Raw genomic sequence first — 23,472 nt, forward strand, 5'->3', positions numbered from 1 at the left:
GCTGCGAGGCAGAACTCGCAACGAATCCGGTGATGGAGAGTAGATCCATGGAGAGCATCATCCTCTTTGCCCCGCTGCTTGGCGCGTTGATCGCGGGTTTCGGCTGGCGGATCATTTCGATCAAGGGCGCACAGTATGTGACCACGGGTCTGCTGTTCCTCGCGGCGCTCCTGAGCTGGATCGTCTTCTTCACCCACGGGGCCGAGACGCAGCACATTCAGATCCTGCGCTGGATCGAAAGTGGTTCGCTCAGCACCGATTGGTCGATCCGGCTTGACCGGCTGACCTCGATCATGCTGATCGTCGTGACCACGGTTTCCTCGCTCGTGCACCTTTATAGCTTTGGCTACATGGCGCATGATGAGAACTTCAGGGAAGGTGAGGAAAGCTACCGCGCGCGCTTCTTTGCGTACCTGTCGTTCTTTACCTTCGCCATGCTCATGCTGGTCACGTCTGACAACCTTGTTCAGATGTTCTTTGGCTGGGAAGGCGTGGGCGTTGCCTCTTACCTGCTGATTGGCTTCTACTACCGCAAGCCGAGCGCCAACGCCGCCGCGATCAAGGCCTTTGTGGTCAACCGCGTCGGTGACTTTGGCTTTGCGCTTGGCATCTTTGCGCTGTTCTACCTGACGGACTCGATCCGCTTTGACGATGTCTTTGCCGCTGCGCCGAGCATTGCCGAAACGCAGCTGACCTTCCTGTGGACCACATGGAATGCCGCCGAGATTGTCGCGCTGCTGCTGTTCATCGGCGCGATGGGCAAATCGGCCCAGTTGATCCTGCACACTTGGCTGCCTGACGCGATGGAAGGCCCGACGCCAGTATCGGCGCTGATCCACGCCGCAACCATGGTGACCGCAGGCGTCTTCCTCGTGTGCCGCATGTCGCCGCTGATGGAATTTGCGCCAAACGCCACTGCGTTCATCACCTTCCTTGGCGCGACCACGGCGTTCTTTGCAGCCACCGTTGGCCTCGTGCAGAACGATATCAAGCGCGTCATCGCCTATTCCACCTGTTCGCAGCTTGGCTACATGTTCGTGGCGGCGGGAGTTGGCGTTTACTCGGTCGCCATGTTCCACCTCTTCACGCACGCGTTCTTCAAGGCGATGCTCTTCCTTGGCGCCGGGTCCGTGATCCACGGCATGCACCATGAGCAGGACATGCGGAACTATGGCGGGCTGCGCAAGAAACTGCCCTATACCTTCTGGGCGATGATGATTGGCACGCTGGCCATCACCGGGGTGGGCATCCCGCTGACCGGCTGGATCGGCTTTGCCGGGTTTGCGTCGAAAGACGCGGTGATCGAAAGCGCCTTTGTCGGCAGCCAGGGCGGCTATGCCTTCTGGATGCTGGTGATCGCGGCGCTGTTCACCTCCTTCTACAGCTGGCGCCTGATCTTCCTCACCTTCTATGGCGAGGCACGCGGCGATAAGCACACCCATGACCACGCGCATGAAAGCCCGACTGTCATGCTGATCCCGCTTGGTGTTCTGGCGCTTGGGGCGGTCTTTGCCGGGGCGATCTGGTACGGCAGCTTCTTCGGCAAGACCAACCAGGTGGTGAAGTTCTTTGGCGGCAGCTATGGCGAGCCGACGCAGGAACTGGTCGAGGCCGTGGCTGAACGCAGCCCGAAAGCTTCCGAGCTGCACTACGTCATGGAAAGCGCACCGGGTGAGGCGGCGATCTATATCGCGCCGGAAAACACCGTGCTGCATGAGGCGCATTACGTGCCGACATGGGTCAAGCTTTCGCCCTTCGTGGTGATGCTGATCGGTCTTGGCATGGCCTATCTGTTCTACATCGTGAACCCGAGCCTGCCGAAGCGTCTGGCCGAGAACCAGCGCCCGCTGTACCTGTTCCTGCTGAACAAATGGTACTTTGACGAGATCTACGATTTCCTCTTTGTCCGCCCGGCCAAGGCGCTTGGCCGCTTCCTGTGGAAGCGCGGCGACACGGATGTGATTGATGGCTCGATCAATGGCGTGGCCATGGGCATCGTGCCCTTCTTCACCCGGCTCGCGGGCCGCGCACAGTCCGGCTACATCTTTACCTATGCCTTTGCGATGGTGATCGGGATCGTGGTTCTGATCTCCTGGATGACGCTCAGCGGAGGGGCGCACTGATGGATAACCTTCTTTCCATTGTCACCTTCCTGCCTGCTCTGGCAGCGCTGATCCTCGCGGTTTTCCTGCGCGGCGATGATGAGGCGGCGAACCGCAATGCCAAATGGCTGTCCCTCTTTGCCACCACGGCGACCTTCCTGATCTCGCTCTTCATCCTGTTCCAGTTCGATGCCTCGGACACCGGTTTTCAGATGGTCGAAGAGCGCAGCTGGCTGCTGGGCCTCAGCTACAAGATGGGCGTCGACGGGATTTCCGTACTCTTCGTCATGCTGACCACCTTCATGATGCCGCTGACCATCGCGGCTTCCTGGGACGTCAAGACGCGGGTCAAGGAATACATGATCGCCTTCCTGCTGCTTGAAACGCTGATGCTTGGCGTGTTCATGGCGCTGGATCTGGTGCTCTTCTACCTGTTCTTCGAAGCGGGCCTGATCCCGATGTTCCTGATCATCGGCATCTGGGGCGGGGCGAACCGCATCTATGCGTCGTTCAAGTTCTTCCTCTACACCTTCCTCGGCTCTGTGTTGATGCTGGTTGCGATGGTGGCGATGTATTCGGACGCGGGCACCACCGACATCACGGTTCTCTTGAACCACAAGTTCGGCACCGAAAGCTTCTCTGTCCTCGGGATCACCATCGTAGGTGGCATGCAGACGCTGCTCTTCCTCGCCTTCTTCGCCAGCTTCGCGGTGAAGATGCCGATGTGGCCGGTGCACACATGGCTCCCGGATGCCCACGTGCAGGCCCCGACTGCAGGCTCTGTCGTGCTGGCGGCGATCCTTCTGAAGATGGGCGGCTACGGCTTCCTGCGCTTCAGCCTGCCGATGTTCCCGGTGGGATCGGACGTGATGCAGGATCTGGTCTTCACCCTGTCGGTCATTGCGATCATTTACACCTCGCTGGTGGCGCTGGTGCAGGAAGACATGAAAAAGCTCATCGCTTATTCGTCCGTCGCGCACATGGGCTATGTGACCATGGGCATCTTCGCGGCAAACCAGCAGGGGGTTGATGGCGCGATCTTCCAAATGATCAGCCACGGCTTCATCTCCGGCGCGCTCTTCCTCTGTGTTGGCGTGATTTACGACCGGATGCACACGCGCGAGATTGACGCCTATGGCGGCCTTGTGAACCGCATGCCCGCCTATGCGCTGATCTTCATGCTCTTCACCATGGCCAACGTCGGCCTGCCGGGCACCTCCGGGTTCGTGGGTGAATTCCTGACGCTCATGGGCGTGTTCCAGGTCAACACCTGGGTTGCGGCAGGGGCGACAACCGGGGTGATCCTCTCGGCGGCCTATGCGCTCTGGCTCTACCGCCGGGTGGTGATGGGCGATCTGATCAAGGAAAGCCTGAAGACCATCACCGACATGACCACACGCGAAAAGGCAATCTTTGCCCCGCTGGTGATCATGACGATCTGGATGGGGGTCTATCCGGCACCGATCCTTGACCGCATCGGGCCGAGCGTGGCCGCGCTGGTTGAACACTATGACACGGCTGTGGCCGCTGCCGATCTGGGCAGCATGGCCAAAGTGGCCGAAGCAGACCATTAAGGGGGCGGGGCAATGATCTCGGCTGATCTCAACATCATCCTGCCGGAAATCGTGCTGGCCGTTTATGCCATGCTGGCGCTTGTCGGCGCGGTGTATACGGGCAAGGACAAGCTGGCCTCCGCGTTGCTCTGGGGCACGGCGGGGCTCTTTGTCCTGGTCGCTTTCTGGATCGGCACCGTGGGCACGCCGGGCAGCACCGCCTTTGACGGCATGTTCATCGATGACGGCTTTGCGCGCTTTGCCAAGGTGACCATCCTGCTGGCCGCCGCCGCGGTTTTGCTGATGAGCGAAGGCTACATGTCGGCGCGTGGCTTGCTGCGGTTTGAATATCCGCTGCTGGTGGCCCTGGCGGCGGTTGGCATGATGATGATGGTCTCCGCAGGCAATCTCATGTCGCTTTACATGGGGCTCGAACTGCAATCGCTGTCGCTCTACGTGGTGGCTGCGCTGCGTCGGGATTCGGTGAAATCGACAGAGGCGGGCCTGAAGTACTTTGTGCTCGGCGCGCTGTCCTCCGGCCTGCTGCTCTACGGTTGCAGCCTGATCTACGGCTATGCCGGGACCACTGACTTTGCGGGCATCATCGCGGCAACAAGCGACGGGCACCTGTCCGTGGGTCTGCTGATCGGCCTTGTTCTGCTGATCTCGGGCCTCGCCTTCAAGGTCTCGGCCGTGCCGTTCCACATGTGGACGCCGGACGTCTACCAGGGCTCTCCGACGCCGGTCACGGCCTTCTTCGCCACCGCGCCGAAAGTCGCTGCAATGGGCCTGTTTGCCCGCGTGATGTTCGACGCCTTTGGTGGCGCAACCCATGACTGGGGGCAGGTTGTGGCGCTGCTGTCGGTTCTGTCGATGTTCTACGGCGCGGTTGCGGCGATCGGGCAGACCGACATCAAACGCCTGATGGCCTATTCGTCAATCGCGCATATGGGGTTTGCCCTGATGGGGCTGGCCGCGGGCTCAGAACTGGGCGTGCAGGCCATGCTGATCTACATGGCGATCTACGTGACCATGAATGTCGGCACCTTTGCCTTCATCCTGTCGATGGAGCGCGACGGTCAGCCGGTGACGGATATCGAAGCGCTTGGCATGTATTCGAAGCGCGAGCCGGGCAAGGCGCTGGCCATGCTGGTGCTGCTCTTCAGTCTCGCCGGTGTTCCTCCGCTGGTGGGCTTTTTCGGCAAGTTCTACGTGCTGCGCGCGGCCTATGAGGCCAACATGGCGTGGCTGGCGATTGCCGGTGTGATCGCTTCGGTGATTGGTGCCTTCTACTACCTGCGCATCGTTTACTACATGTACTTCGGCGAAGACCGTGCGGATGCGCTGGACGGCGGAAAATCCCCGGTGCTCTGGGGCTTCCTGATGGCGTCCGCCGTTATCATGGTGGTTGGCGTTGTGAACCTGTTCGGCATCGAAGGCGCGGCACAGGCGGCTGCGGCAACGCTGGTCAACTGATCGTCTTATGGGCTATTACGCGGTGCCGCGCCTTTAGGCGCGGCGCAGTTTTTTGGGGGTATTGGGGCGCTGCCCCGCCGCAGCAAAGCTGCGACTCCCCGGGATATTTTAGGCACAAAGAAACAAGGGGACGGTGACCATGGCGTGGCCTGAGGGATATGGTCGGCGGGTGCTGGCCGAGGTGGACAGCACAAGCGCGGAAGGCGCGCGCATTGCCCGGTCCTTGTCCGGTCCGGAGTGGATTCTGGGTCTCAAACAGACGGCGGCGCGCGGGCGTCGCGGGCGTCCTTGGGTCAATCCGGCTGGCAATTTTGCCGCGTCCCTAGTCCTGCGCCCGACGGAAGCACCCGAAGTGGTGGCGCTGCGGTCCTTTGTGGCATCACTGGCGCTTTATGATGCGTTGGAGGCCGTGGTTGGGGATGCCAGCGGATTGGCGCTCAAGTGGCCCAATGATGTGCTGTTGCACGGGGGCAAGCTGGCAGGGATCCTGCTCGAAAGCGCGGCGGGCCATCTGATCATCGGGGTCGGCGTGAACCTGATTGCCGCGCCGCAGGCTGCGCAGGTGGAGGCCGGTGCGGTTCCGCCCGTGTCCTTGCTCGCCGAAACAGGCAAACGGGTGTTGCCAGAAGCCCTGCTGGATGCGCTGGCCGAGGCCTATGCGGTCCGCGAAGCGGCCTTTGTCACCTATGGCTTTGCGCCCATCCGCGAAGCCTGGCTCGCCCGGGCGGCCCGTGTTGGAGAAGAGATCATCGCCCGAACCGGCAGCAATGCGTATCGCGGAACATTCGAGACGGTGGACGAGCAGGGTAATCTTGTCCTAAAGACCTCCGAAGCCCGCCGCGCCATTTCCGCGGCAGACGTGTTTTTCTAGGAAGGGGCGGCCCATGCTGCTTTGCATCGACTGCGGCAACACCAACACGGTGTTCTCGATCTGGGACGGGACAGAGTTCCTGTGCACGCTGCGCACCTCGACCCACCACAGCCGCACCGCCGACGCTTATTTCACCTGGTACTCGACGCTGGTGACGCACTACGGGATCGACGCGGAGATTACCGATGTGGTGATCTCCTCAACCGTGCCCCGCGTGGTCTGGAACCTGCGGGTCTTTGCGGACCGCTTCTTTGGGTGCCGGCCGCTTGTGGTGGGCCGGAACGAGTGTTTTTTGCCGATCACGCCGCGTGTGGACACGGGAACCGGGGTGGGCCCGGATCGTCTCGCCAATGCGGCGGGGGCCTTTGAGCGGCATGGCGGCGATTGCGTGGTGGTGGACTTTGGCACTGCCACGAACTTTGACGTGGTGGCCGAGGATGGCGCTTATGTGGGCGGGGTGATTGCGCCGGGTGTGAACCTGTCGCTTGAGGCGCTGCACCAGGGCGCTGCAGCGCTGCCGCATGTGGACATCACCCAGCCGGACAAGGTGATCGGGACCAATACGGTGGGCTGTATCCAGTCCGGCGTGTTCTGGGGTTATGTGGGCCTGATCCAGGGCATCACCGAGCGCATCAAGGCCGAATACGGTCGCCCGATGAAGGTGATCGGAACCGGCGGGCTTGCACCGCTTTTCGCCAGCGGTGAAGTGCTGTTCGACACAATCGAAGATGATCTGACCATGCATGGTCTGACGGTCATTTATGACTATAACAAAGCAATGACTGAAGCAGGGGCCAGCACGGCATGAGCACAGAGCGACTGATTTACCTCCCGCTTGGAGGCGCCGGTGAGATCGGCATGAACTGCTATGTCTACGGCTATGGCAAACCGGGGGAAGAGCGGCTGATCGTCGTGGATCTTGGTGTGACGTTCCCGGACATGGACGGCACGCCGGGCGTGGACCTGATCCTGCCGGATATCACCTGGTTGAAGGAAAACCGCAACCGGATCGAAGCGGTGTTCATCACACATGCGCATGAGGATCACGTGGGCGCCGTGGGTCATACGTTCGAAGACCTTGGCGCGCCAATCTATGCACGGGCGTTCACTGCCAATATCGCGCGGCACAAGCTCAAGGAATACGGTGTCGAGGGCAAGGCGGTGCGCACCGCGTCCAAATGGCCGGAGACGGTGAGTGAGGGGCCGTTCAAGGTGGGCTTCCTGCCGATCTCTCACTCCATTCCCGAAAGCAGCGCGCTGGTGATCGACACGCCGGCGGGGCGGGTGATCCATTCGGGCGATTTCAAGCTCGATACGACGCCGCTTGTGGGCGAGGCTTGGGATCCGGAGCTTTGGGCGGACGTCTCGAAGGACGGTGTGAAGGCGCTGGTCTGCGATTCCACCAATGTGTTCTCGCCTCACCCCGGCCGTTCGGAGGCCGAGGTTGGCCCCAATGTGGAAAAGCTGGTGGCCGAAGCGCCGAACATGGTGGTTGCGACGACCTTTGCCAGCAACGTCGCGCGGGTCAAGACGCTGGCGGAAGCCGGGGCACGGGCCGGGCGCTCGATTTGCCTGATGGGCCGGGCCATGCGGCGGATGATCGAGGCGGCGGTGGAAACCGGTGTGCTCGACAGCTTTCCAAAGGTGGTGCAGCCGGACGAGGCGAGCCAGATCCCGCGCGAAAACCTTTTGCTGCTGGTCACCGGATCGCAGGGCGAGCGGCGCGCGGCCAGTGCGCAGCTGGCGCGGGGCAAGTATAACGGGATGACGTTGAAAGAGGGAGATCTCTTCCTGTTTTCCTCCAAGACGATCCCCGGAAACGAGCGCGGGGTGATCCGCATCATGAACCAGCTCTCCGAGCAAGGTGTTGATGTGGTTGATGATTCCAATGGTCTGTATCACGTGTCCGGCCATGCCAACCGACCCGATCTTGAAACGCTGCAAGATGTGGTCAAACCGCAGATCGTGGTCCCGATGCACGGCGAACACCGCCACCTGCGCGAGCACGTGAAGCTGTCCGAAGCCAAGGGGCGCGCCGGGGTGCTGGCGGTCAACGGCATGATGATTGACCTCAGCGGCAACGAGCCGAAGGTGACGGAATACGTGGAGACGGGCCGGACCTATCTCGATGGCACCGTGCAGATCGGCGCGCTGGATGGGATTGTGCGGGACCGCATTCGCATGGCGCTCAACGGCCATGTGATTGTCACCGTTTTGATTGACGAAGAAGACGAAGTGATTGGTGAGCCGTGGTGCGAGGTCATGGGGCTGGCAGAGATGGGCCGGTCGCGTGCGCCGCTGACGGACATTCTGGAAGAGGATCTTGGCCAGTGGCTGGGCCGTGCAGGCACCAAGACGCTGACCGACGACGACAAGATCGAAGAAGGCCTGCGCCGCATCGTGCGCCAGACGTCGCAGAATGAGATCGGCAAGAAGCCGGAAGTGACCGTGGTTGTCAGTCGCCTGATGTAAGGCGCTGACATCGCAAAAGAAAAAGGACAAATGGGCTGCCGCTCATTTGTCCTTTTTTCGTTTGGTTGGGAGGGCGCTTAGCTGGCGCGCCGTTCCTCAAAGCTCAGCGCGATGAACTCCGGCATGTGATCGCCCATGCCCACCACGTTGTTGTCGCCGCCGCGGCGGCCACGGCCACCTTTGTCCTGGCGGTTGTCTTGACGGTTTTCCTGGCGCGGCTTCGGCTTGTCCTCTTCGGAACGGCGGTTGCGGCTGCGGGTGTTGCGCGGCTTCGGGGTTTCCTCGGCGGCTTCGGGCGCGACAGGGTCCTTTTTCTCGGGCCGGGCCGGTTTGCCCGGCGCTTCGATGCGCGGGATCTGTTTTTGGATCAGCGCTTCGACGTCGTCGAAATTCTTTTCGTCACGCGGCACAACGATGGTGAGTGCCTTGCCTTCGCGCCCGGCGCGGCCTGTTCGACCGATGCGGTGCACGTAGTCTTCGGCATGGCCGGGAACGTCGTAGTTGAATACATGGCTGACGGAGGGCACATCAAGCCCGCGCGCGGCCACGTCAGAGGCTACGAGGATGCCCAGGTTGCCTTCACGGAAGCTGTCGAGCGTGCGTGTGCGTTGTGACTGGTCCAGGTCGCCGTGGATCGGGGCCGCGTCATAACCGTATTTTTTCAAGGACTTGGCAACGATGTCCACGTCAACCTTCCGGTTGCAGAAGATGATGCCGTTGGTCAGTTTCTCGCCTTCGAGATCGATGAGGCCACGCAGAACGCGGCGCTTTTCGCTGCCTTCGCGGTCCTTGCGGGATGCTTTGAAAAAGACGGCACCCTGTTCGATGGTCTCCGACGCGGTTGCCTGACGGGCAACCTCGATACGGGCCGGGGAGGACAGGAAGGTGTTGGTGATGCGTTCGATCTCAGGCGCCATGGTGGCGGAGAAGAACAGCGTCTGACGGGTGAAGGGTGTCAGGCCAAAGATGCGTTCGATATCGGGAATAAAGCCCATGTCGAGCATGCGGTCTGCTTCGTCGACCACCATGACCTTCACGTCCGACAGGATCAGCTTGCCGCGCTCGAAATGGTCAAGCAGTCGGCCGGGCGTGGCGATCAGAACATCAACGCCCTTGTCGATCAGCAGGTCCTGTTCCTTGAAGGAGACGCCGCCGATCAGCAGTGCCTTGGTCAGCTTCACGTTCTTGGCGTAAACGTCAAAGTTTTCAGCCACCTGTGCCGCCAGTTCCCGTGTCGGGCAGAGCACCAGAGAGCGCGGCATCCGGGCGCGGGCGCGGCCACGGGCGAGCATGGTGATCATGGGCAGGGTGAAAGAGGCGGTCTTGCCTGTGCCGGTCTGTGCAATGCCGAGCACGTCGCGGCCTTCGAGGGCAGGGGGGATGGCCCCGGCTTGAATGGGGGTGGGGGTCTCATAACCCGCTTCGGTGATGGCCTTGAGGACCTTGGGATTCAGATTGAGATCCGCGAATTTTGGTGTTGTATTGGTGTCAGTCATGCCTGTCCGATCAATGCAGGCAGCTATCCAATCGCCTGCGCGTCCCATGTGAGCCAAGGCCCGTTTGGCCCCGCGTTTCGCCGCGTTCGTGACTCGTATCCCGGTCCCATAGTGAAAACTGGTCAAAAGGTCAATTGCGGGCAGGCTCCGCAGCGCTCTCGGCAGGGTCAATCGTTTCCAAAACGTTAACAAATTGTGCCGAGAGGGCGGATTTTCGCGAAAACGCATGGGAATGCGCGTTTACTCGTCGCAGGTTTCGACGATTGTGATGGTGTCTTCGCCCGGCGGCAGAATGAAGGTGTCGATCAGCACCGCATCTTCTGTTCCAAGGTTCGCCGCTGTCATCGGCGTGTTGGGTGGCATGTAGTAGCAGGTGCCGGCCGGGTAGAGGCCGGGATTGAGCCCTTCGACGAAATCCGTGATCGCGCCGGAGAGCACACAGGTATGGCCGCCGAATTTGTGAATGTGGATGCCGACGCGTGTGCCTGCCTTGCGCGTGCCTTTCATCACCACCAGCCGTTGCCCATCCGAGGTGATCGTGTCCGCCATGATGGATGTATCAACCAGGCTTTTGACCTCACCCGGCGGGATTTCACCGTTGATTTTGGTCGTGATGTCCCAGCCCGAGTGTTCGCAGCTGTGCGCCACGGCGGCGGTTCCGGCGACGGTCAAGGCAAGCCCGCAGGCAAGAGTTCTGGTGATACGCATATCGTCCTCCCACTGATATCAGCTCGTTTGTGGGCTGATTTTGTGGGAAGATCAATCATTACGTGATTGGAATTTGCCGATACCCGTATTCAGGGAAATGCTTGTGGCGCAACCCCGCGAGGTTCATCACGCGCCGCCTCAGAAGGCCATGGTCTTCGAGCTTGGCGCAAAGTTCCGGTGTGGCGGTGCAGACCTCGTCATAAAAGGCGCGCAGCGCGACCTCGCCGCCGCTCTCTTCGATCAGGGCAAAGAGATCATGCAGGTTGAGCGCATTGTCCCGGCGCACCTGCGGCTTCAACTCGGCGCGATAGGATCCGCGTGTCAGGCGGAAGCGGTAGGCGGAGAGGAAATGCTCCCAGTTGGCCGCATGGAAATGGCCAAGCTCGCAGGTGGCAAGCTCTACCTGACCGGGGTTCTGCACATCGTCCAGCGTGACATTGTGGATCTTGATGTCGAGCCCTTTGAGGCCGGTGCGAAAGAACAGCTTGCCCGCCACATGGCTCAGAAAACCACCTGAGAGATGCGCGCCAAAGGTTGGAAAACAAGCCTCGGCGGCCTCTTGTCGGGCGCGTTGGTTCAGGTGAAAGGCTTTGAAAACCGTGTCCTGCGGTGACGTGCCGTGGGCAGGCGCAAGCGCTTCCACGGGGCGGACACGGGCGCAAAGCGTCTCGGCGTCCAGCTCGGCCAGTTGTTCGGCTACTGGGAAGGCGGGCAGCAGATACTCGTCGACGTCGATATGGGCAAGCCAGTCCACCTCCGGCTTGCGGTTGTTCGCGTGGCGGGCATTCCGGCATTGCCGTACCTGGTGTTTGGCAGGCCGCCCGCCGCGTTTCTCCCACCACGCCTCATCGCAGGGCCAGACGCGGATTTTCGGATGTGCCGCCAGAACGGCCTCCGTCTCGGCCTCCGGCGCGTCGAGATAGATGTAGAGTCGATGCGCGCCCAGCTCCAAATGCCAGGCCGCGAAGTCGAGAATGTCCGGCAGGGGGGCTTTGATCGTGGACACCGTGCCCCATGTCGGCAGGTCGCTCACGGCTTTTCCCCGAACACCCGGGTCACGGCCCCGTCGAGGTCAAACTCATGGGTCAAAAGCATACCGCGTTCCTCCAGGCGTGCGCGCAAGGTGCGCGTGTCGGCGCAGACCTCTTCGAAGAAGGTATAAAGCCCCATGTCGCCTTCCTCTTCGGCCAGGAATTTGAGCAACTCGCCCTGACCCAGCTCGGGCCGTTCAGAGCGGGGCCGATACGATCCCTTATCCTGCCGGAATTTCAGGTGCTTGCGGAAGTGTTCCCAGTTTGGCGCGTGGAAATGCGCAAGGAAAAGCCCCGGCGGCTTGATGCGGTTGGTGATGTCCTCGCCGCCCATTTTCATCGTGTGAATGCCAAGCCGCGTGTCCGGGATGCCGGTACGGGCAAAGACTTTGCCAGAGGTATGCGACAGGAACCCGCCATAAAGATGCATGCCGAAGGTCGGGTAGATCTCCTGCAGTTCGGATTTCTTGACGCCCGCCTGCTTGTGCGACAGCTTGAAATGCGTCGGGCGGCCTTTCTTGACAGCGAGGGCTTCGACGGGGGGAATGCGGGCGATGACGTTGTTGGTGCCGATGCGCGCGAGTTTGCGGGCGATCGGCTCGTCGCTGATCAGGAACTCATCCACGTCGATATGGCCGAGCCAGTCGAGGTTCTCGCCGGTGTCACGCAGGATGCGCGTGGCGTTATAGGCCTGCCGGCGCTGGTGCTCTTCCATGCGTTTGCGGCCCGTGGCCTGCCAATAGGCGTCATCACATTGGGTCACATGGATTTTTGGATGTTTGGTGAGGTAAGCTGCGGCTTTGGCGTCTGGCGCATCGAGATGGATGTAGAGCGCATGAGCGCCCATCTCGATGTGATGTGCGGCAAACCGGGCGATGGCGGAGAGCGGCGCTTTGACCGTGCTCACAAGCCCCCATTTCAATGTCTCCTCGGTCAGCTTTGCAGCGCGGGCCGGGGAGGGCGCGATGTTGGAGCCGGTCTGCTGCGCGGTCTCGCGGCGGATCTTGCGCTGGCGCATGGTCATGAGACGGCGCATCACGCTGCGGTCGTCTTCGATGAGCCGGGTCAGGAGATGATGGGCAAGGGGGGCGATCACCGGATCGGCCTCGGCCTCCTGCCACAGCCGGGCAATCAGGTTCACGTCCAGCCCGCCGGAGGTGAGCGCATAGCTGTCCATCTCCATCGGCAGCTTGGCGCGGGCTTTGCCGTCGAGCGTGAAGGGCTGGTCCGGCGTGTGACCGGAGTAAAGCCGTTCGGATTCGTAGAGCTTCATCGTCCCGAAGAGGGTTGAGAGCGCCAGACCCGTGCTACGCTGCGTGGTGCTCAACCCGTGATCGCCAAAGGTGGTGACGGCAGAGACCAGCCAGCGGGCATCCAGTTCGGTTATCAGCTGCGCGCCGAACTCGTCCCAAAGGCGGCAGAAAAGGGCCGGGGCGTGATCCGGCCAGGCGCGCTTGCGCAGATGCGCGATGAGGATGCCGTTGAGATAGGCCAGCTCCGACAGGCCGGTGAGTTCTTCGCGCAGGGTGAAGCGTTTGCGATGGAAGGACGAGCGGAAGGGCGGGGCTTCGTCAGGGTCGCCGGAGGGGTCCGAAATCGCTTGCGAGGACAGGGCCGTAAGATCCACGTCCACGGGCGGCAGCCCCTCTCCGGGGGCATAATCAAAGGCGTCGCGGCGGGTTTCATATTGCGCCAGAAGCGCGGGCATGCCGCCGGGGTATGTGCTGCTCATAGCGCTACTTTGGCGTGTGGGCGCCGATTGGGCAAGCGGTGGCGGGGGCTTTCTATGCCTTCCCTGTGGCCGAGCTTTGGGCCGGCGTTGCAGATGGATATTTGGACAGAGAAGAAGCAGGGGGCTTTTCAAGGCAAACTGTCTGGGGCAAAGGGGGGTATGACACAGACATCCTTTGAAGTGCAGGCGCGCAACGGACGGGCGCGGCTTGGTGTGATTTCCACCCCGCGCGGCGAAATCCGGACGCCCGCGTTCATGCCGGTTGGCACCGCGGCGACGGTAAAGGGCATGATGCCCGAGAGCGTGCGGGAGACCGGTGCGGATATCCTCTTGGGCAACACCTATCATTTGATGCTGCGGCCCGGTGCGGAGCGGATCGACCGTTTGGGCGGGTTGCACAAGTTTATGAACTGGGAGCGGCCGATCCTGACGGATTCGGGGGGCTTTCAGGTGATGAGCCTGTCGGGTCTGCGCAAGCTGACCGAAGAGGGGGTGCGGTTCTCAAGCCATATCGATGGCTCCAAGCATATGCTCAGCCCGGAGCGGTCGATGGAGATCCAGAAGCTGCTTGGCTCGGATATTGTCATGGCCTTTGACGAATGTCCGGCCTTGCCCGCGGATCGGGCGCGGATCGAGCAGAGCATGCAGCTTTCCATGCGGTGGGCGCAGCGGTCGCGCGATGCCTTTGGGGATCGGCCCGGACATATGTTGTTCGGCATCATGCAGGGCGGGCTTGAGCGCGATCTGCGTGAGGAAAGCGCCCAGGCGCTGAAATCCATCGGGTTTGACGGCTATGCGATTGGCGGGCTGGCCGTTGGTGAAGGTCAGGAGGCGATGTTCGACTGTCTCGACTATGCGCCGGGGTTCCTGCCCGAGGACAAGCCGCGTTACCTGATGGGCGTTGGCAAGCCGGGGGACATCGTCGGCGCGGTCAAGCGCGGGGTTGATATGATGGACTGCGTGTTGCCGTCGCGGTCCGGGCGCACCGGGCAGGCGTTTACCCGGCGCGGGGTGGTGAACATCAAGAACGCGCGCCATGCGGATGATCCGCGCCCCTTGGATGAGCAGTGCACATGCCCGGCCTGCCGGAGCTATTCGCGCGCGTATTTGCATCATGTTTACCGGTCCAATGAAATGATCGCCGGGATGCTGCTGACCTGGCACAATCTGCATTATTTCCAGGAGATCATGCAGGGGATGCGCGCCGCGATTGCCGAAGGGCGGTTTGATCAGTGGGAGGAGGACTTCCATGCGGGTCAGGCGCTTGGGGATATTGAACCGCTGTGACTTTGAGGGAGGTCGCCTTGATGAAACGCATTTTTGCCTGTGGTATTCTCGCGCTCTGGCCGCTTGACGCCCTGGCCGAAGGCTTCTGCGGCGTGACAAACCTCGCCGAGATTACGGCGCGGATTGCTGGGGCGTGGCAGCGCGAAGGAACAGCGTCGATTGTCAATGAAACCACCGACGTTGTGCGCCCGTCTGCCGACTACGTGACCGATTTCATGGCGAACGGGCAGATTGCCAACGCGTTCTTTGACGGGGTGACGGGCGAGGCGTTGCCGGCGGAACTGAAGGACCCACGCCCCTATGACGTTGATCTGGTTGATGACATGCTGGACACAACCGGGCGGGCGGATCTTGCGGATGATCTGTCAGATACCCTTTGCGGCCCGGAGCAACTGCCGCAACTGTCGGTGACGCTGAACCTTGCGGATGCGGGGGATTTTCAGGTTATCGGGACGGTCACTTACATTCCGTATTTTGATGACAGGATTCTGGAAATTGGCCGGTTGGAGCTGAAGTCCGACGAAACCATTCTGTTCATGACGGAAACCGCGCTGCTGCGTCCCAAGGCGCAGTGAACCGCCCGTCATTTCCCGACAATACCCCCCATTGTGTCCTTGCACCTCTCTGGCGCAGAGGTCATTCTGTCAGGCAATCCGATGAGACGGTGCGCGGGTTGAAAATCCGTTAACCCGTCCCATCTAAATAGTCCGAGACCGGAGGGGTCCAACGCTGCCGCAGAGCGGGGCAGGACCTCTTGCCAAGAACAGGATACGAGCATGAAACTTCCTCTCAATCCCTCTTACCCGGTGCTGCCGCTGCGTGATATCGTGGTGTTCCCGCACATGATCGTGCCGCTCTTTGTAGGGCGCGACAAATCCGTGCGCGCGCTGGAAGAGGTGATGAACGATGACAAGCAGATCCTGCTTGCGTCGCAGATTGACCCGTCCGAAGACGATCCGGACACCAAGGGCATCTACAAGGCCGGGGTTCTGGCCAATGTGCTGCAGCTTCTGAAGCTGCCCGATGGCACAGTGAAGGTGCTGGTCGAAGGCCAGAGCCGTGTGCGCATCACCGAATACCTGGACAATCCGAACTTCTTTGAAGCCTCCGCCGAGTATCTCACCGAGATGCCGGGCGATGAGGCCGCGATCGAGGCGCTGGTGCATACCGTCGCCGAAGAGTTCGAGCGCTATGCCAAGGTCAAGAAGAACATCCCCGAAGAGGCGCTGACCGCCGTCGGGGAGGCGCAGGAGCCTGCCAAGCTGGCCGATCTTGTGGCCGGGCATCTGGGCATCGAAGTGCCGCAGAAGCAGGAATTGCTGGAAACGCTGTCCGTCAGCGAGCGGCTTGAGAAGGTCTATGGCCTGATGCAGGGCGAAATGTCGGTTCTGCAGGTCGAGAAGAAGATCAAGACCCGCGTCAAGACGCAGATGGAGAAGACCCAGCGCGAGTATTATCTGAATGAGCAGATGAAGGCCATTCAGAAGGAACTTGGCGACGGCGAAGAGGGCGAAGGCGAAATTGCCGAGCTCGAAGAGAAAATCGCCGGAACGAAGCTGTCGAAAGAGGCGAAGGACAAAGCTGATGCGGAGCTGAAGAAGCTCAAGAACATGAGCCCGATGTCCGCCGAAGCGACTGTTGTGCGCAACTATCTCGACTGGATGCTGTCCATTCCGTGGGGCAAACGCTCCCGCGTCAAGAAAGACCTGAACCGGGCGCAGGAGATCCTCGATGCGGATCACTACAGCCTTGATAAGGTTAAGGAACGTATTGTCGAGTATCTCGCGGTGCAGGCGCGTTCGGCCAAGCTGAAAGGCCCGATCCTCTGCCTTGTTGGTCCTCCGGGCGTGGGTAAAACCTCGCTGGGCAAGTCCATGGCGAAGGCGACGGGGCGCGAGTTCATTCGCATCAGCCTCGGCGGCGTGCGCGACGAATCCGAGATCCGCGGTCACCGCCGGACCTACATTGGCTCCATGCCGGGCAAGATCATTCAGGCCCTGAAAAAGGCCAAGACGACCAACCCGCTGATCCTGCTCGACGAGATCGACAAGATGGGTCAGGACTTTCGGGGTGATCCGGCGTCGGCCATGCTTGAAGTGCTCGATCCGGAACAGAACAGCACCTTTGTGGATCACTATCTGGAGGTCGAATATGACCTCTCGAACGTGATGTTCGTGACCACTTCGAACAGCTACAACATGCCGGGTCCGCTTCTGGACCGGATGGAGATCATTCCGCTGTCTGGCTACACCGAGGATGAAAAGCTTGAAATCGCCAAGCGGCACCTTCTGGACAAGCAGATCAAGAACCACGGTTTGAAGAAATCGGAGTTCTCTGTGGACGATGAGGCGCTGGTCGACGTGATCCGCTACTACACCCGAGAGGCGGGGGTGCGGAACCTTGAGCGCGACATTGCCAAGCTGACGCGCAAAGCCGTTACCAAGATCGTCAAGAAGGAAACCGAGACGGTGCATGTCACCTCCGAAAACCTTGATGATTTCCTTGGGGTGCGCAAGCATCGCTATGGTCTTGCCGAGGACGAGCATCAGGTCGGTGTTGTCACCGGCCTGGCCTATACCTCCGTGGGCGGCGATCTTCTGCACATCGAAGCGCTGCGTCTGCCGGGCAAGGGCCGGATGAAAACCACCGGTAAACTAGGCGATGTCATGAAGGAATCGATTGATGCGGCCTCGTCGTACGTCCGTTCCATCGCCCCGCAGATCGGGGTGAAGCCACCGCGATTCGACAAGATGGACATCCACGTGCACGTGCCTGACGGGGCAACGCCGAAGGATGGCCCCTCTGCGGGTCTGGCCATGGTGACGTCGATTGTCTCGGTGCTGACGGGCATTCCGATCCGCAAGGATATCGCCATGACCGGCGAGGTTTCCCTGCGCGGCAATGCGATGCCGATCGGCGGTCTGAAAGAGAAGCTCCTCGCGGCGCTTCGGGGTGGGATCAAGACAGTCCTGATCCCCGAAGAGAACGTGAAGGATCTGGCGGAGCTGCCGGACAATGTGAAGGACGGGCTGGAGATTGTGCCGGTCAAACACGTCTCCGAAGTGCTCAAGCTGGCGCTGATCGAAGAGCCGACGCCGATCGAATGGGATGAAGAGGCCGAAGAGGCCGCCGCCGCTGCGGCAGCGAAGGCCAAAGAGACCGAGGCGGGCGTCACAGCCCACTAACGCCCCATATGAAAAAGCAAAGCGCCGCGTAGAGATGCGCGGCGCTTTTTTTGTTTTACGACAAAGGCTTAGCTCTTGATGAGTTTCAGCTTCGCGTCAATCATGTCGTAGTTCACCAGCAGAATGCCATTGTCGAGCCGCTTCACCGCTTCGGGGCGCAGCTTCAGCAGATCCTGTGCCATCACGCCTTCGAAAACCTCATCAAAGCCTTCGTAGCGATAGTGATAGAGCGGCAGGCCGGAGGCCGTCTCGCCGACGCGCACCACGTCGGTTTTGACCGATGCGTCGCTGACATAGTATCCGGGATACATCGGGTAATAGCCGCTGGAGCTGGCGCCGTTGCCCCAGAAAGCTGCGCCCACAATCACAAGGAACATGAGCGGAATGAGCAACTCCAGAGCCGAAGACGACGCTGCTGCGGACGATTGGCTCGAGATCATCATGTCACTGCGCAAAAGCTCTTTGGACATGCTTGGCGCGGCTTGCTGGGCATAACCGGCCCCGGCAAGGCTGCACGTCAAAGATGTGGTAAGTAGAAGTTTTTTCATACTGTCCCCCAGGAAGAATTCGTTTCTAAATTCACTCAGGCAGGGCCAGAACCGCGGCCCTGTCTTACCCAGCGTAAACCGATTTTCCAATTAATCAAAGGATTTTGCCGGAACAGCAAAAGGGCGCAGCTGGGAGATCCCCGGCTGCGCCCTTTGTATTTGCGTGGTGTTCGCGGATCAGTGCGACAGCGCGGTTCCGAAAACCGTCAGCGTGGCAAGCACCATGACCAGCGTCGCGGACGGCGCGCTGCTTTCAACGGCAGCGTCTGCGATGACAGCCGGTGCAACAATAGGATCGGAATAGCCGTCCGCGTTGGCGGTTGTGGCGGCGAGAGCAAAAACCATGGCAGTGGCAAGTTTTTTCATAACAGTCCCCAGAAGTATTTAGCGCAAAAACTGTGGAGCCGCGCAGGAAGCCTTGTCAAGCAAGCGGTGACGGGAAGGCGCCCTCGCGGTGTTTTGCAGGGGGAGGCGTGGCTTTTCGGGCGCGGTTGCAGCGGGACGCTGGACGCAGACAGGCGCTTGGGGCACTCTTTGTGCAGAGGAACAATGAGGAAAGAGCAGGTCATGGCAACAGGCACCACCACCCCGCGCAAACCCCGCGCTCCGCGCAAATCCCGCAAGAAGGCGGTGGCCGCCGAGCCCGTTGCACCTGTCGAGGCAGAGCCCCTACCAACCGAAGGCGCGGGGCAGGGCGCTTCCGTTGATGCTGCGCCCGCTGTGCCTGACCTCAAGAAATCGGAACTGATTGATCTGGTCGTCTCGCGCAGCGGCGTGAAGAAACGCGATGCCAAACCGGCGATTGAAGCCGCGCTCGCGATCTTGGGGCAGGCCCTTGCCGAAGGCAGGCCGCTGAACCTTGCACCTTTGGGCAAGGCCAAACATGTTGCGGTCAAGGACAAGGAAAACGCACGCATCATCAACATGCGGCTGCGCCAGCCGAAGCGCAGCGAAATTTCCGCGCCGACCCCTCTTGATCCCTCTGCCGAGTAAGGCTAAGACGCGCGTCACGGGTGATTAGCTCAGTGGTAGAGCGCTTCGTTCACATCGAAGATGTCAGGAGTTCAAATCTCTTATCACCCACCAGTTTCCAGGGCCTCGGCGCAAGCCGGGGCCTTTTTCGTTGGGCGGCAATATTTCTGAAAATGACGGCGAAAGGTCTCTTGCAAGCCCCGCAACCTGCCGCTAAAAGCCGCTTCACCGGGTGATTAGCTCAGTTGGTAGAGCGCTTCGTTTACACCGAAGATGTCGGGAGTTCGAGTCTCTCATCACCCACCATCCTTCTCTCAAGATGTGAAATAGACCGGATTTCAGTGCGTTGCGCTGGAGTGCGGCCAAACTGGTTCATCAAACTGGCGAAGCCTAGAGTGTCACGATGTGGTTGTCCCAGGCGCAGCTATGCAGGGCGAGCGCGCGGGGCTTGCCCATTTCGATGGCCAGCAGTCCGCCGCCTCCGTCGCTGGCAAGGTAGCCGTCTGCAAGCGGCGCCAGGCCGCAAATGTCGCTGCGGGAAACCGCGCCGAGGAAGTGCCCTTCGGCTGTGAAACGGTGCAGCCTGTTTCCGCGCGGCGAAGTGATGGCGATTTCCTCGCCGGTGCCCGAGAACGCCACGCTGCCGGCGTAGCCTTTCATGGCGATCTCATGCGCCAGCGGTGCTTCCGCGAGCCGCGGTGTTTCGCCCAGGCGATGCAGCCCCAGAAGAGGCGTCGCGGCATCCGGTGCGCCTTCCCACTGCATGGCAAAGCCGACCAGCCCGTCTTTGCGAATGGCCAAATGGCGGATCGAGTTCTGATGCAACTCGGGTGCAAGGTCCAGCCGATCCAGCAGTGCGCCATCGGTTGAAAGATAGACAAGCGACGGGCGCATTTGATCGGTGTTCAGTTTGCGCCGATTGCCTGCGTCGGTGGCGATTCCGCCGTTGGCGACCACTAAAGTCGCGCCGTCTGGCAGCAGGTGAATTTCATGCGGCCCAAGCCCGCCTGTCGGCGCTTCGCCGATCCGCCGGTAGCCGCTTTCCACATCCCACAGTCCAACAAACCCCGCGCTGTCCGAGCTTTGTTGTTCGCTGGTATAGAGTATGGAGCCGTCCGCCGAATAGACGCCGTGGCCGTTGAACTGGCGGTTCTCCGGGGGGGTGAGCCTATGGATCACGTCTCCGCGCGCGCAATCGAGCACCAACGCAAAAGGTCCGGGGCGGCGGGCAAAGGCCACGGCTTCGGCACGGAAAGGGTGGCCCGCACCGGCATGGCCACGCGCGGGCAGGGGGATGCGAAAGGTCGACTGGCCATTTGCGCTCAGCCCGTGCAAGGCAAACGCGCCATCGGGCTCCTTTGCCGCGGCGAGATATGCCGGATTGCCCACAGCCGCCCAGCCAAGCGCAGGCGTGGTGCTGGCCGCGAGCAGGGAGGCGATAAAACCGCGCCGCGTTGTCACCGGATCAATCCCCGTCCTGAGAATTGAACCCGGCAGAGATGCCAAGCGGCGCGCCGATTTCGGCCTGAATCGCTTCGCTCAGGGCGTGCACCGATTGCTGAAGGATCTCGGCGCGCAGCCGGGAGGAAGGATCGCGAATGTCCTGAAAGGCCGGGTCTTCGATGGCGTCCGCGACTTCGAGAACACGGGCAAAGGCGGCGTCCGTGACGGGGATCTCCCAATCGGCAAAAGCCGTGGCAAGGCTGTGCGCCGCCTCAGCGGCCAGAACAACGTTGCGCAGGCTGCGCGCGGACCGGCGGGCTTCGGCGCGGGCGGGGCGGGGGCGTTCGAAGGTGCCAAGCGGCGCGCCCAGCCGTCTGGCTTGGGTAAACTCCAGCCCGGCCAGGATTTGCGTATAAAGCGCCTGTGTCGCTTCGGCTTGCGTGAGGTAGGTGGCGTTTCCGGCCTCTCCCGCGGTCAAAAGAGTTTCGGCAAACGTCTCGCTCCAGCCTGACTTCAGATCCCTTGCCTGATTGCCGAGGTCGGCGGCAAGGGTAGCGGCCAACAGGCAGGTGTAGCTGCCCGCTTTGTAGGTCGACAATTCGGGGTCAAACAGCAGCATCTCCAGTGCAAACAGCCCGCGCGCGGCGATGGAGACTTCCGCATAGGCCGCCGCGTCCCCGGCAACCGGATCCTCTTCGGCAATGAGGCGGCGCAGGGTGCGCGGAGTGAAGCCGCGCGTGTCGGGCCAGAAGGCGATGGACAGCGCGCCGGTTTCCGATGGGCCGATCCGCAGATCGCCGATGGCCATCCAGGCGTCGAAGGTCTCTTGCAGCGCCGGGCGCAGCGCGGGGGCGGTACAGTCGGCCTCAGCTACCTTGGCGAGCGCGTCCGAGGCTGCCCCGAAACGCGCAAACCCCGGCAGGATGTGATCACTCAGGGTTTCCTTGACGCCAGCAGATGCCGGGGCGGCGAGGGACAGGCTCAGGGCCAGTGCGGATAGAACTCTCATAGGCTCTCCAGAAAACGGATCAGGGCGACGCGGTCCGGGACGGGCATGTCCACAACCATACTGCGCGCGGTTTCGGCCTCACCGCCGTGCCAGAGAATGGCTTCCAGCAAGGATCGCGCACGGCCATCGTGAAGGAAATCGCTGTGTCCCGAGACCTGCTTGGTCAGGCCAATACCCCAGAGCGGCGCAGTGCGCCATTCCTGCCCGTCCGCGCGGCCCTCGGGGCGATTGTCGGCCAGTCCCGGCCCCATGTCATGCAGCAGCATGTCCGAATAAGGCCAGATCAGTTGGAAAGAGGCGGGATCATCCCCCTCTAGGCGGTGCGTGACAAAGGTCGGGCGGTGGCAATCCGCGCAGCCGCTGTCATAGAAAATCCTGCGTCCGCGCAACACTTCCGGGTCATCCACACCGCGGCGCGCAGGCACGCCGAGCGTGCGGCTGTAGAAGGTCACCAGATCAAGCCCGATCTGATCCACCTCGAACCCGCTCTGCTCTGGATCACCGCCGTGCAGGGCGTTCTGGCAGCTGGCCTGCGCCTTCGTGCATTCGCCTGCGAGTGCGGGTTTCAAAGGGTTGGAAATCCCGATGTCGCCGGAGAACGCGTCCGCGTTCTGTTCTATCAGGCTGGCGTTGCCCGCCTTGTGACCAAAACGGCCCAGCATCGGCGCATCAAACGCTTCGGACCAGACGATCTGCGGCTTGCCGGAAATCCCGTTGCCGTCCGCATCCTCGGGGTCTGCCCACTCGAGGATGTCTGCGCTTGGGATCGCCTCCAGAAGACCCATGCCGATCATCTGAGGTGCCACACGCGGGCTCAGCATGGCTTCGGGGTGCATCGGACCATAGCCCAGATCTGTGGCCGCATAGGTCGGTTTGCGCAGCGATGCGGTCTGGCCGCCGGACAGCGGCACTGTGATCTCTTCGTAGGTGATCGTCATCTGCGCTTCGGACTTGTGTCCGGGCAGGGAGAAATCCTGCAACTGCAACCCATAGGTCGGCTCGGGCACGGTAGGGTGCGTGCCGTCGATAAAATGCGCGATCTCGGCGGTATCGGGGGCCGGAATGGACACGCGCAGGAACATGGAAATGGGCAGATCGTCCGGTCCTTCCGGCGGATGGCCGCGTCCGTCCTTGATGTGACAGCGCTGGCAGGAACGCGCGTTGAACAGCGGCCCGAGTCCGTCGGACGCGATGGTGGAGGCGGGGGGCGAAACCCAGAGCCGCTTGAACAGGCCATTTCCCACGCGGAAGTCGAGTTCCTGTTCGAATGTCAGATTATGCGCGGGCTGTGAAAACGCATCCGGGGTGCGCCGCGCCCGGACGGTTTGCGCGCCGCCTGCGTTTTTCTCAAAGGCCCAAGGCCCTTCGAAATCGGTGGGCAGGGCCGTAACGGCGCGCACGCGGTCGCGTTCCTGGGCTGTTCGCGGCGTGTACGAGAGGTGGTGATCGCGAAGATCTTCCCAAAGGGCCAGCCCCTGCGCGGGAAGGGGCTGCGCCGAAAAGGCAATGGCTGCCGAAAGGGGCAGGGCGAAGAGACGCGGTGCGCGCATTGTCTTCTCGTTCTTTGTTGGGTTGGGAGGCGCGATG

Annotated in this window: 19 protein-coding genes and 2 tRNA genes; 12 read left to right on the plus strand and 9 right to left on the minus strand. The window is 61.4% G+C overall.

The window, feature by feature from the left end:
• Window positions 1-47 precede the first annotated feature (47 nt).
• From nuoL to E4662_RS10360, 6 genes are all read left to right on the plus strand, one after another.
• Window positions 48-2,123 (plus strand): NADH-quinone oxidoreductase subunit L, encoded by a 2,076-nt coding sequence (gene nuoL / locus E4662_RS10335; RefSeq protein WP_136441454.1) that lies wholly within the window; start codon window positions 48-50, stop codon window positions 2,121-2,123.
• Window positions 2,123-3,676, plus strand: coding sequence for an NADH-quinone oxidoreductase subunit M (locus E4662_RS10340; protein ID WP_136441455.1), 1,554 nt, complete (start codon window positions 2,123-2,125; stop codon window positions 3,674-3,676). The genes nuoL and E4662_RS10340 overlap by 1 nt, the downstream gene beginning before the upstream one ends.
• Before the next feature lie 12 nt (window positions 3,677-3,688).
• Window positions 3,689-5,131 carry an NADH-quinone oxidoreductase subunit NuoN gene (gene nuoN / locus E4662_RS10345; RefSeq protein WP_136441456.1) on the plus strand — a complete coding sequence of 481 codons (1,443 nt, stop codon included), beginning with the start codon at window positions 3,689-3,691 and terminating at the stop codon, window positions 5,129-5,131.
• A 139-nt stretch (window positions 5,132-5,270) separates the two neighbouring features.
• Complete coding sequence (locus tag E4662_RS10350; RefSeq protein WP_136441457.1) at window positions 5,271-6,002, plus strand: biotin--[acetyl-CoA-carboxylase] ligase; 732 nt, start codon at window positions 5,271-5,273, stop codon at window positions 6,000-6,002.
• Between the two features lie 13 nt (window positions 6,003-6,015).
• Window positions 6,016-6,810 carry a type III pantothenate kinase gene (locus E4662_RS10355; RefSeq protein ID WP_136441458.1) on the plus strand — a complete coding sequence of 265 codons (795 nt, stop codon included), beginning with the start codon at window positions 6,016-6,018 and terminating at the stop codon, window positions 6,808-6,810.
• A complete protein-coding gene (locus E4662_RS10360; RefSeq protein WP_136441459.1) occupies window positions 6,807-8,474 on the plus strand; it encodes a ribonuclease J in 1,668 nt (555 codons plus the stop codon). The genes E4662_RS10355 and E4662_RS10360 overlap by 4 nt, the downstream gene beginning before the upstream one ends.
• A 77-nt stretch (window positions 8,475-8,551) precedes the next feature.
• Here E4662_RS10360 and E4662_RS10365 read toward each other — a convergent pair whose 3' ends face one another.
• The 4 genes from E4662_RS10365 to E4662_RS10380 all read right to left on the minus strand — a co-directional run bounded on the left by E4662_RS10365 (window position 8,552) and on the right by E4662_RS10380 (window position 13,441).
• Window positions 8,552-9,970 carry a DEAD/DEAH box helicase gene (locus E4662_RS10365; protein ID WP_136441460.1) on the minus strand — a complete coding sequence of 473 codons (1,419 nt, stop codon included), beginning with the start codon at window positions 9,968-9,970 and terminating at the stop codon, window positions 8,552-8,554.
• A 240-nt stretch (window positions 9,971-10,210) separates the two neighbouring features.
• Window positions 10,211-10,678, minus strand: coding sequence for a cupin domain-containing protein (locus tag E4662_RS10370; protein ID WP_136441461.1), 468 nt, complete (start codon window positions 10,676-10,678; stop codon window positions 10,211-10,213).
• A gap of 58 nt (window positions 10,679-10,736) precedes the next feature.
• Window positions 10,737-11,711 (minus strand): glycosyltransferase family 2 protein, encoded by a 975-nt coding sequence (locus E4662_RS10375; RefSeq protein ID WP_420819264.1) that lies wholly within the window; start codon window positions 11,709-11,711, stop codon window positions 10,737-10,739.
• Window positions 11,708-13,441, minus strand: a complete 1,734-nt coding sequence (locus tag E4662_RS10380) for a glycosyltransferase family 2 protein (protein WP_240705164.1) — start codon at window positions 13,439-13,441, stop codon at window positions 11,708-11,710. Before E4662_RS10380 ends, E4662_RS10375 begins: the two co-directional genes overlap by 4 nt.
• A gap of 159 nt (window positions 13,442-13,600) precedes the next feature.
• Here E4662_RS10380 and tgt point away from each other — a divergent pair, with 159 nt between their 5' ends.
• The 3 genes from tgt to lon all read left to right on the plus strand — a co-directional run bounded on the left by tgt (window position 13,601) and on the right by lon (window position 17,913).
• Window positions 13,601-14,728: a tRNA guanosine(34) transglycosylase Tgt gene (gene tgt / locus E4662_RS10385; RefSeq protein ID WP_136441462.1), complete on the plus strand. Its 1,128-nt coding sequence runs from the start codon at window positions 13,601-13,603 to the stop codon at window positions 14,726-14,728.
• 20 nt (window positions 14,729-14,748) lie between these two features.
• Window positions 14,749-15,303, plus strand: coding sequence for a hypothetical protein (locus tag E4662_RS10390; protein ID WP_136441463.1), 555 nt, complete (start codon window positions 14,749-14,751; stop codon window positions 15,301-15,303).
• Between the two features lie 201 nt (window positions 15,304-15,504).
• Entirely contained in the window at window positions 15,505-17,913 is a 2,409-nt protein-coding gene (gene lon, locus E4662_RS10395) for an endopeptidase La (protein ID WP_136441464.1), read from the plus strand.
• Between the two features lie 68 nt (window positions 17,914-17,981).
• Here the strand turns inward: lon and E4662_RS10400 are convergent, their stop codons facing one another.
• Both E4662_RS10400 and E4662_RS10405 read right to left on the minus strand, forming a co-directional pair.
• The gene (locus E4662_RS10400) at window positions 17,982-18,461 is read right to left on the minus strand and encodes a tail fiber domain-containing protein (RefSeq protein WP_136441465.1); all 480 of its coding nucleotides are present in this window, start codon (window positions 18,459-18,461) and stop codon (window positions 17,982-17,984) included.
• A gap of 177 nt (window positions 18,462-18,638) precedes the next feature.
• Complete coding sequence (locus E4662_RS10405; RefSeq protein WP_136441466.1) at window positions 18,639-18,827, minus strand: hypothetical protein; 189 nt, start codon at window positions 18,825-18,827, stop codon at window positions 18,639-18,641.
• Between the two features lie 201 nt (window positions 18,828-19,028).
• Here E4662_RS10405 and E4662_RS10410 point away from each other — a divergent pair, with 201 nt between their 5' ends.
• The 3 genes from E4662_RS10410 (at window position 19,029) to E4662_RS10420 (ending at window position 19,739) form a co-directional block, all read left to right on the plus strand.
• Window positions 19,029-19,454, plus strand: coding sequence for an HU family DNA-binding protein (locus E4662_RS10410; protein WP_136441467.1), 426 nt, complete (start codon window positions 19,029-19,031; stop codon window positions 19,452-19,454).
• A gap of 18 nt (window positions 19,455-19,472) precedes the next feature.
• A tRNA-Val gene (locus E4662_RS10415) sits at window positions 19,473-19,547 on the plus strand.
• A 116-nt stretch (window positions 19,548-19,663) separates the two neighbouring features.
• A tRNA-Val gene (locus tag E4662_RS10420) sits at window positions 19,664-19,739 on the plus strand.
• An 84-nt stretch (window positions 19,740-19,823) separates the two neighbouring features.
• Here the strand turns inward: E4662_RS10420 and E4662_RS10425 are convergent.
• Genes E4662_RS10425 through E4662_RS10435 form a run of 3 tightly spaced genes read right to left on the minus strand, consistent with a single transcriptional unit; the run spans window position 19,824 to window position 23,435 of the window.
• The gene (locus E4662_RS10425) at window positions 19,824-20,894 is read right to left on the minus strand and encodes a DUF1513 domain-containing protein (RefSeq protein ID WP_136441468.1); all 1,071 of its coding nucleotides are present in this window, start codon (window positions 20,892-20,894) and stop codon (window positions 19,824-19,826) included.
• Between the two features lie 4 nt (window positions 20,895-20,898).
• Entirely contained in the window at window positions 20,899-21,885 is a 987-nt protein-coding gene (locus E4662_RS10430) for an imelysin family protein (protein ID WP_136441469.1), read from the minus strand.
• Window positions 21,882-23,435: a di-heme oxidoreductase family protein gene (locus tag E4662_RS10435; protein WP_136441470.1), complete on the minus strand. Its 1,554-nt coding sequence runs from the start codon at window positions 23,433-23,435 to the stop codon at window positions 21,882-21,884. The genes E4662_RS10430 and E4662_RS10435 overlap by 4 nt, the downstream gene beginning before the upstream one ends.
• Between the last annotated feature and the right edge of the window lie 37 nt (window positions 23,436-23,472).

The organism is Pacificoceanicola onchidii (assembly GCF_004804335.1).
GTDB classification, from domain to species: Bacteria; Pseudomonadota; Alphaproteobacteria; order Rhodobacterales; family Rhodobacteraceae; genus Pacificoceanicola; species Pacificoceanicola onchidii.

Excerpts from the sequence above, each read along its gene's own strand:
- E4662_RS10355 (WP_136441458.1), top strand. The coding sequence starts at position 6,016 with ATGCTGCTTTGCATCGACTGCGGCAACACCAACACGGTGTTCTCGATC.
- E4662_RS10390 (WP_136441463.1), top strand. The coding sequence starts at position 14,749 with ATGAAACGCATTTTTGCCTGTGGTATTCTCGCGCTCTGGCCGCTTGAC.
- lon (WP_136441464.1), top strand. The coding sequence starts at position 15,505 with ATGAAACTTCCTCTCAATCCCTCTTACCCGGTGCTGCCGCTGCGTGAT.
- E4662_RS10410 (WP_136441467.1), top strand. The coding sequence starts at position 19,029 with ATGGCAACAGGCACCACCACCCCGCGCAAACCCCGCGCTCCGCGCAAA.
- E4662_RS10340 (WP_136441455.1), top strand. The coding sequence starts at position 2,123 with ATGGATAACCTTCTTTCCATTGTCACCTTCCTGCCTGCTCTGGCAGCG.
- nuoN (WP_136441456.1), top strand. The coding sequence starts at position 3,689 with ATGATCTCGGCTGATCTCAACATCATCCTGCCGGAAATCGTGCTGGCC.
- E4662_RS10430 (WP_136441469.1), bottom strand. The coding sequence starts at position 21,885 with ATGAGAGTTCTATCCGCACTGGCCCTGAGCCTGTCCCTCGCCGCCCCG.
- E4662_RS10405 (WP_136441466.1), bottom strand. The coding sequence starts at position 18,827 with ATGAAAAAACTTGCCACTGCCATGGTTTTTGCTCTCGCCGCCACAACC.
- tgt (WP_136441462.1), top strand. The coding sequence starts at position 13,601 with ATGACACAGACATCCTTTGAAGTGCAGGCGCGCAACGGACGGGCGCGG.
- E4662_RS10400 (WP_136441465.1), bottom strand. The coding sequence starts at position 18,461 with ATGAAAAAACTTCTACTTACCACATCTTTGACGTGCAGCCTTGCCGGG.
- E4662_RS10380 (WP_240705164.1), bottom strand. The coding sequence starts at position 13,441 with ATGAGCAGCACATACCCCGGCGGCATGCCCGCGCTTCTGGCGCAATAT.
- E4662_RS10435 (WP_136441470.1), bottom strand. The coding sequence starts at position 23,435 with ATGCGCGCACCGCGTCTCTTCGCCCTGCCCCTTTCGGCAGCCATTGCC.
- E4662_RS10370 (WP_136441461.1), bottom strand. The coding sequence starts at position 10,678 with ATGCGTATCACCAGAACTCTTGCCTGCGGGCTTGCCTTGACCGTCGCC.
- E4662_RS10365 (WP_136441460.1), bottom strand. The coding sequence starts at position 9,970 with ATGACTGACACCAATACAACACCAAAATTCGCGGATCTCAATCTGAAT.
- nuoL (WP_136441454.1), top strand. The coding sequence starts at position 48 with ATGGAGAGCATCATCCTCTTTGCCCCGCTGCTTGGCGCGTTGATCGCG.
- E4662_RS10360 (WP_136441459.1), top strand. The coding sequence starts at position 6,807 with ATGAGCACAGAGCGACTGATTTACCTCCCGCTTGGAGGCGCCGGTGAG.
- E4662_RS10350 (WP_136441457.1), top strand. The coding sequence starts at position 5,271 with ATGGCGTGGCCTGAGGGATATGGTCGGCGGGTGCTGGCCGAGGTGGAC.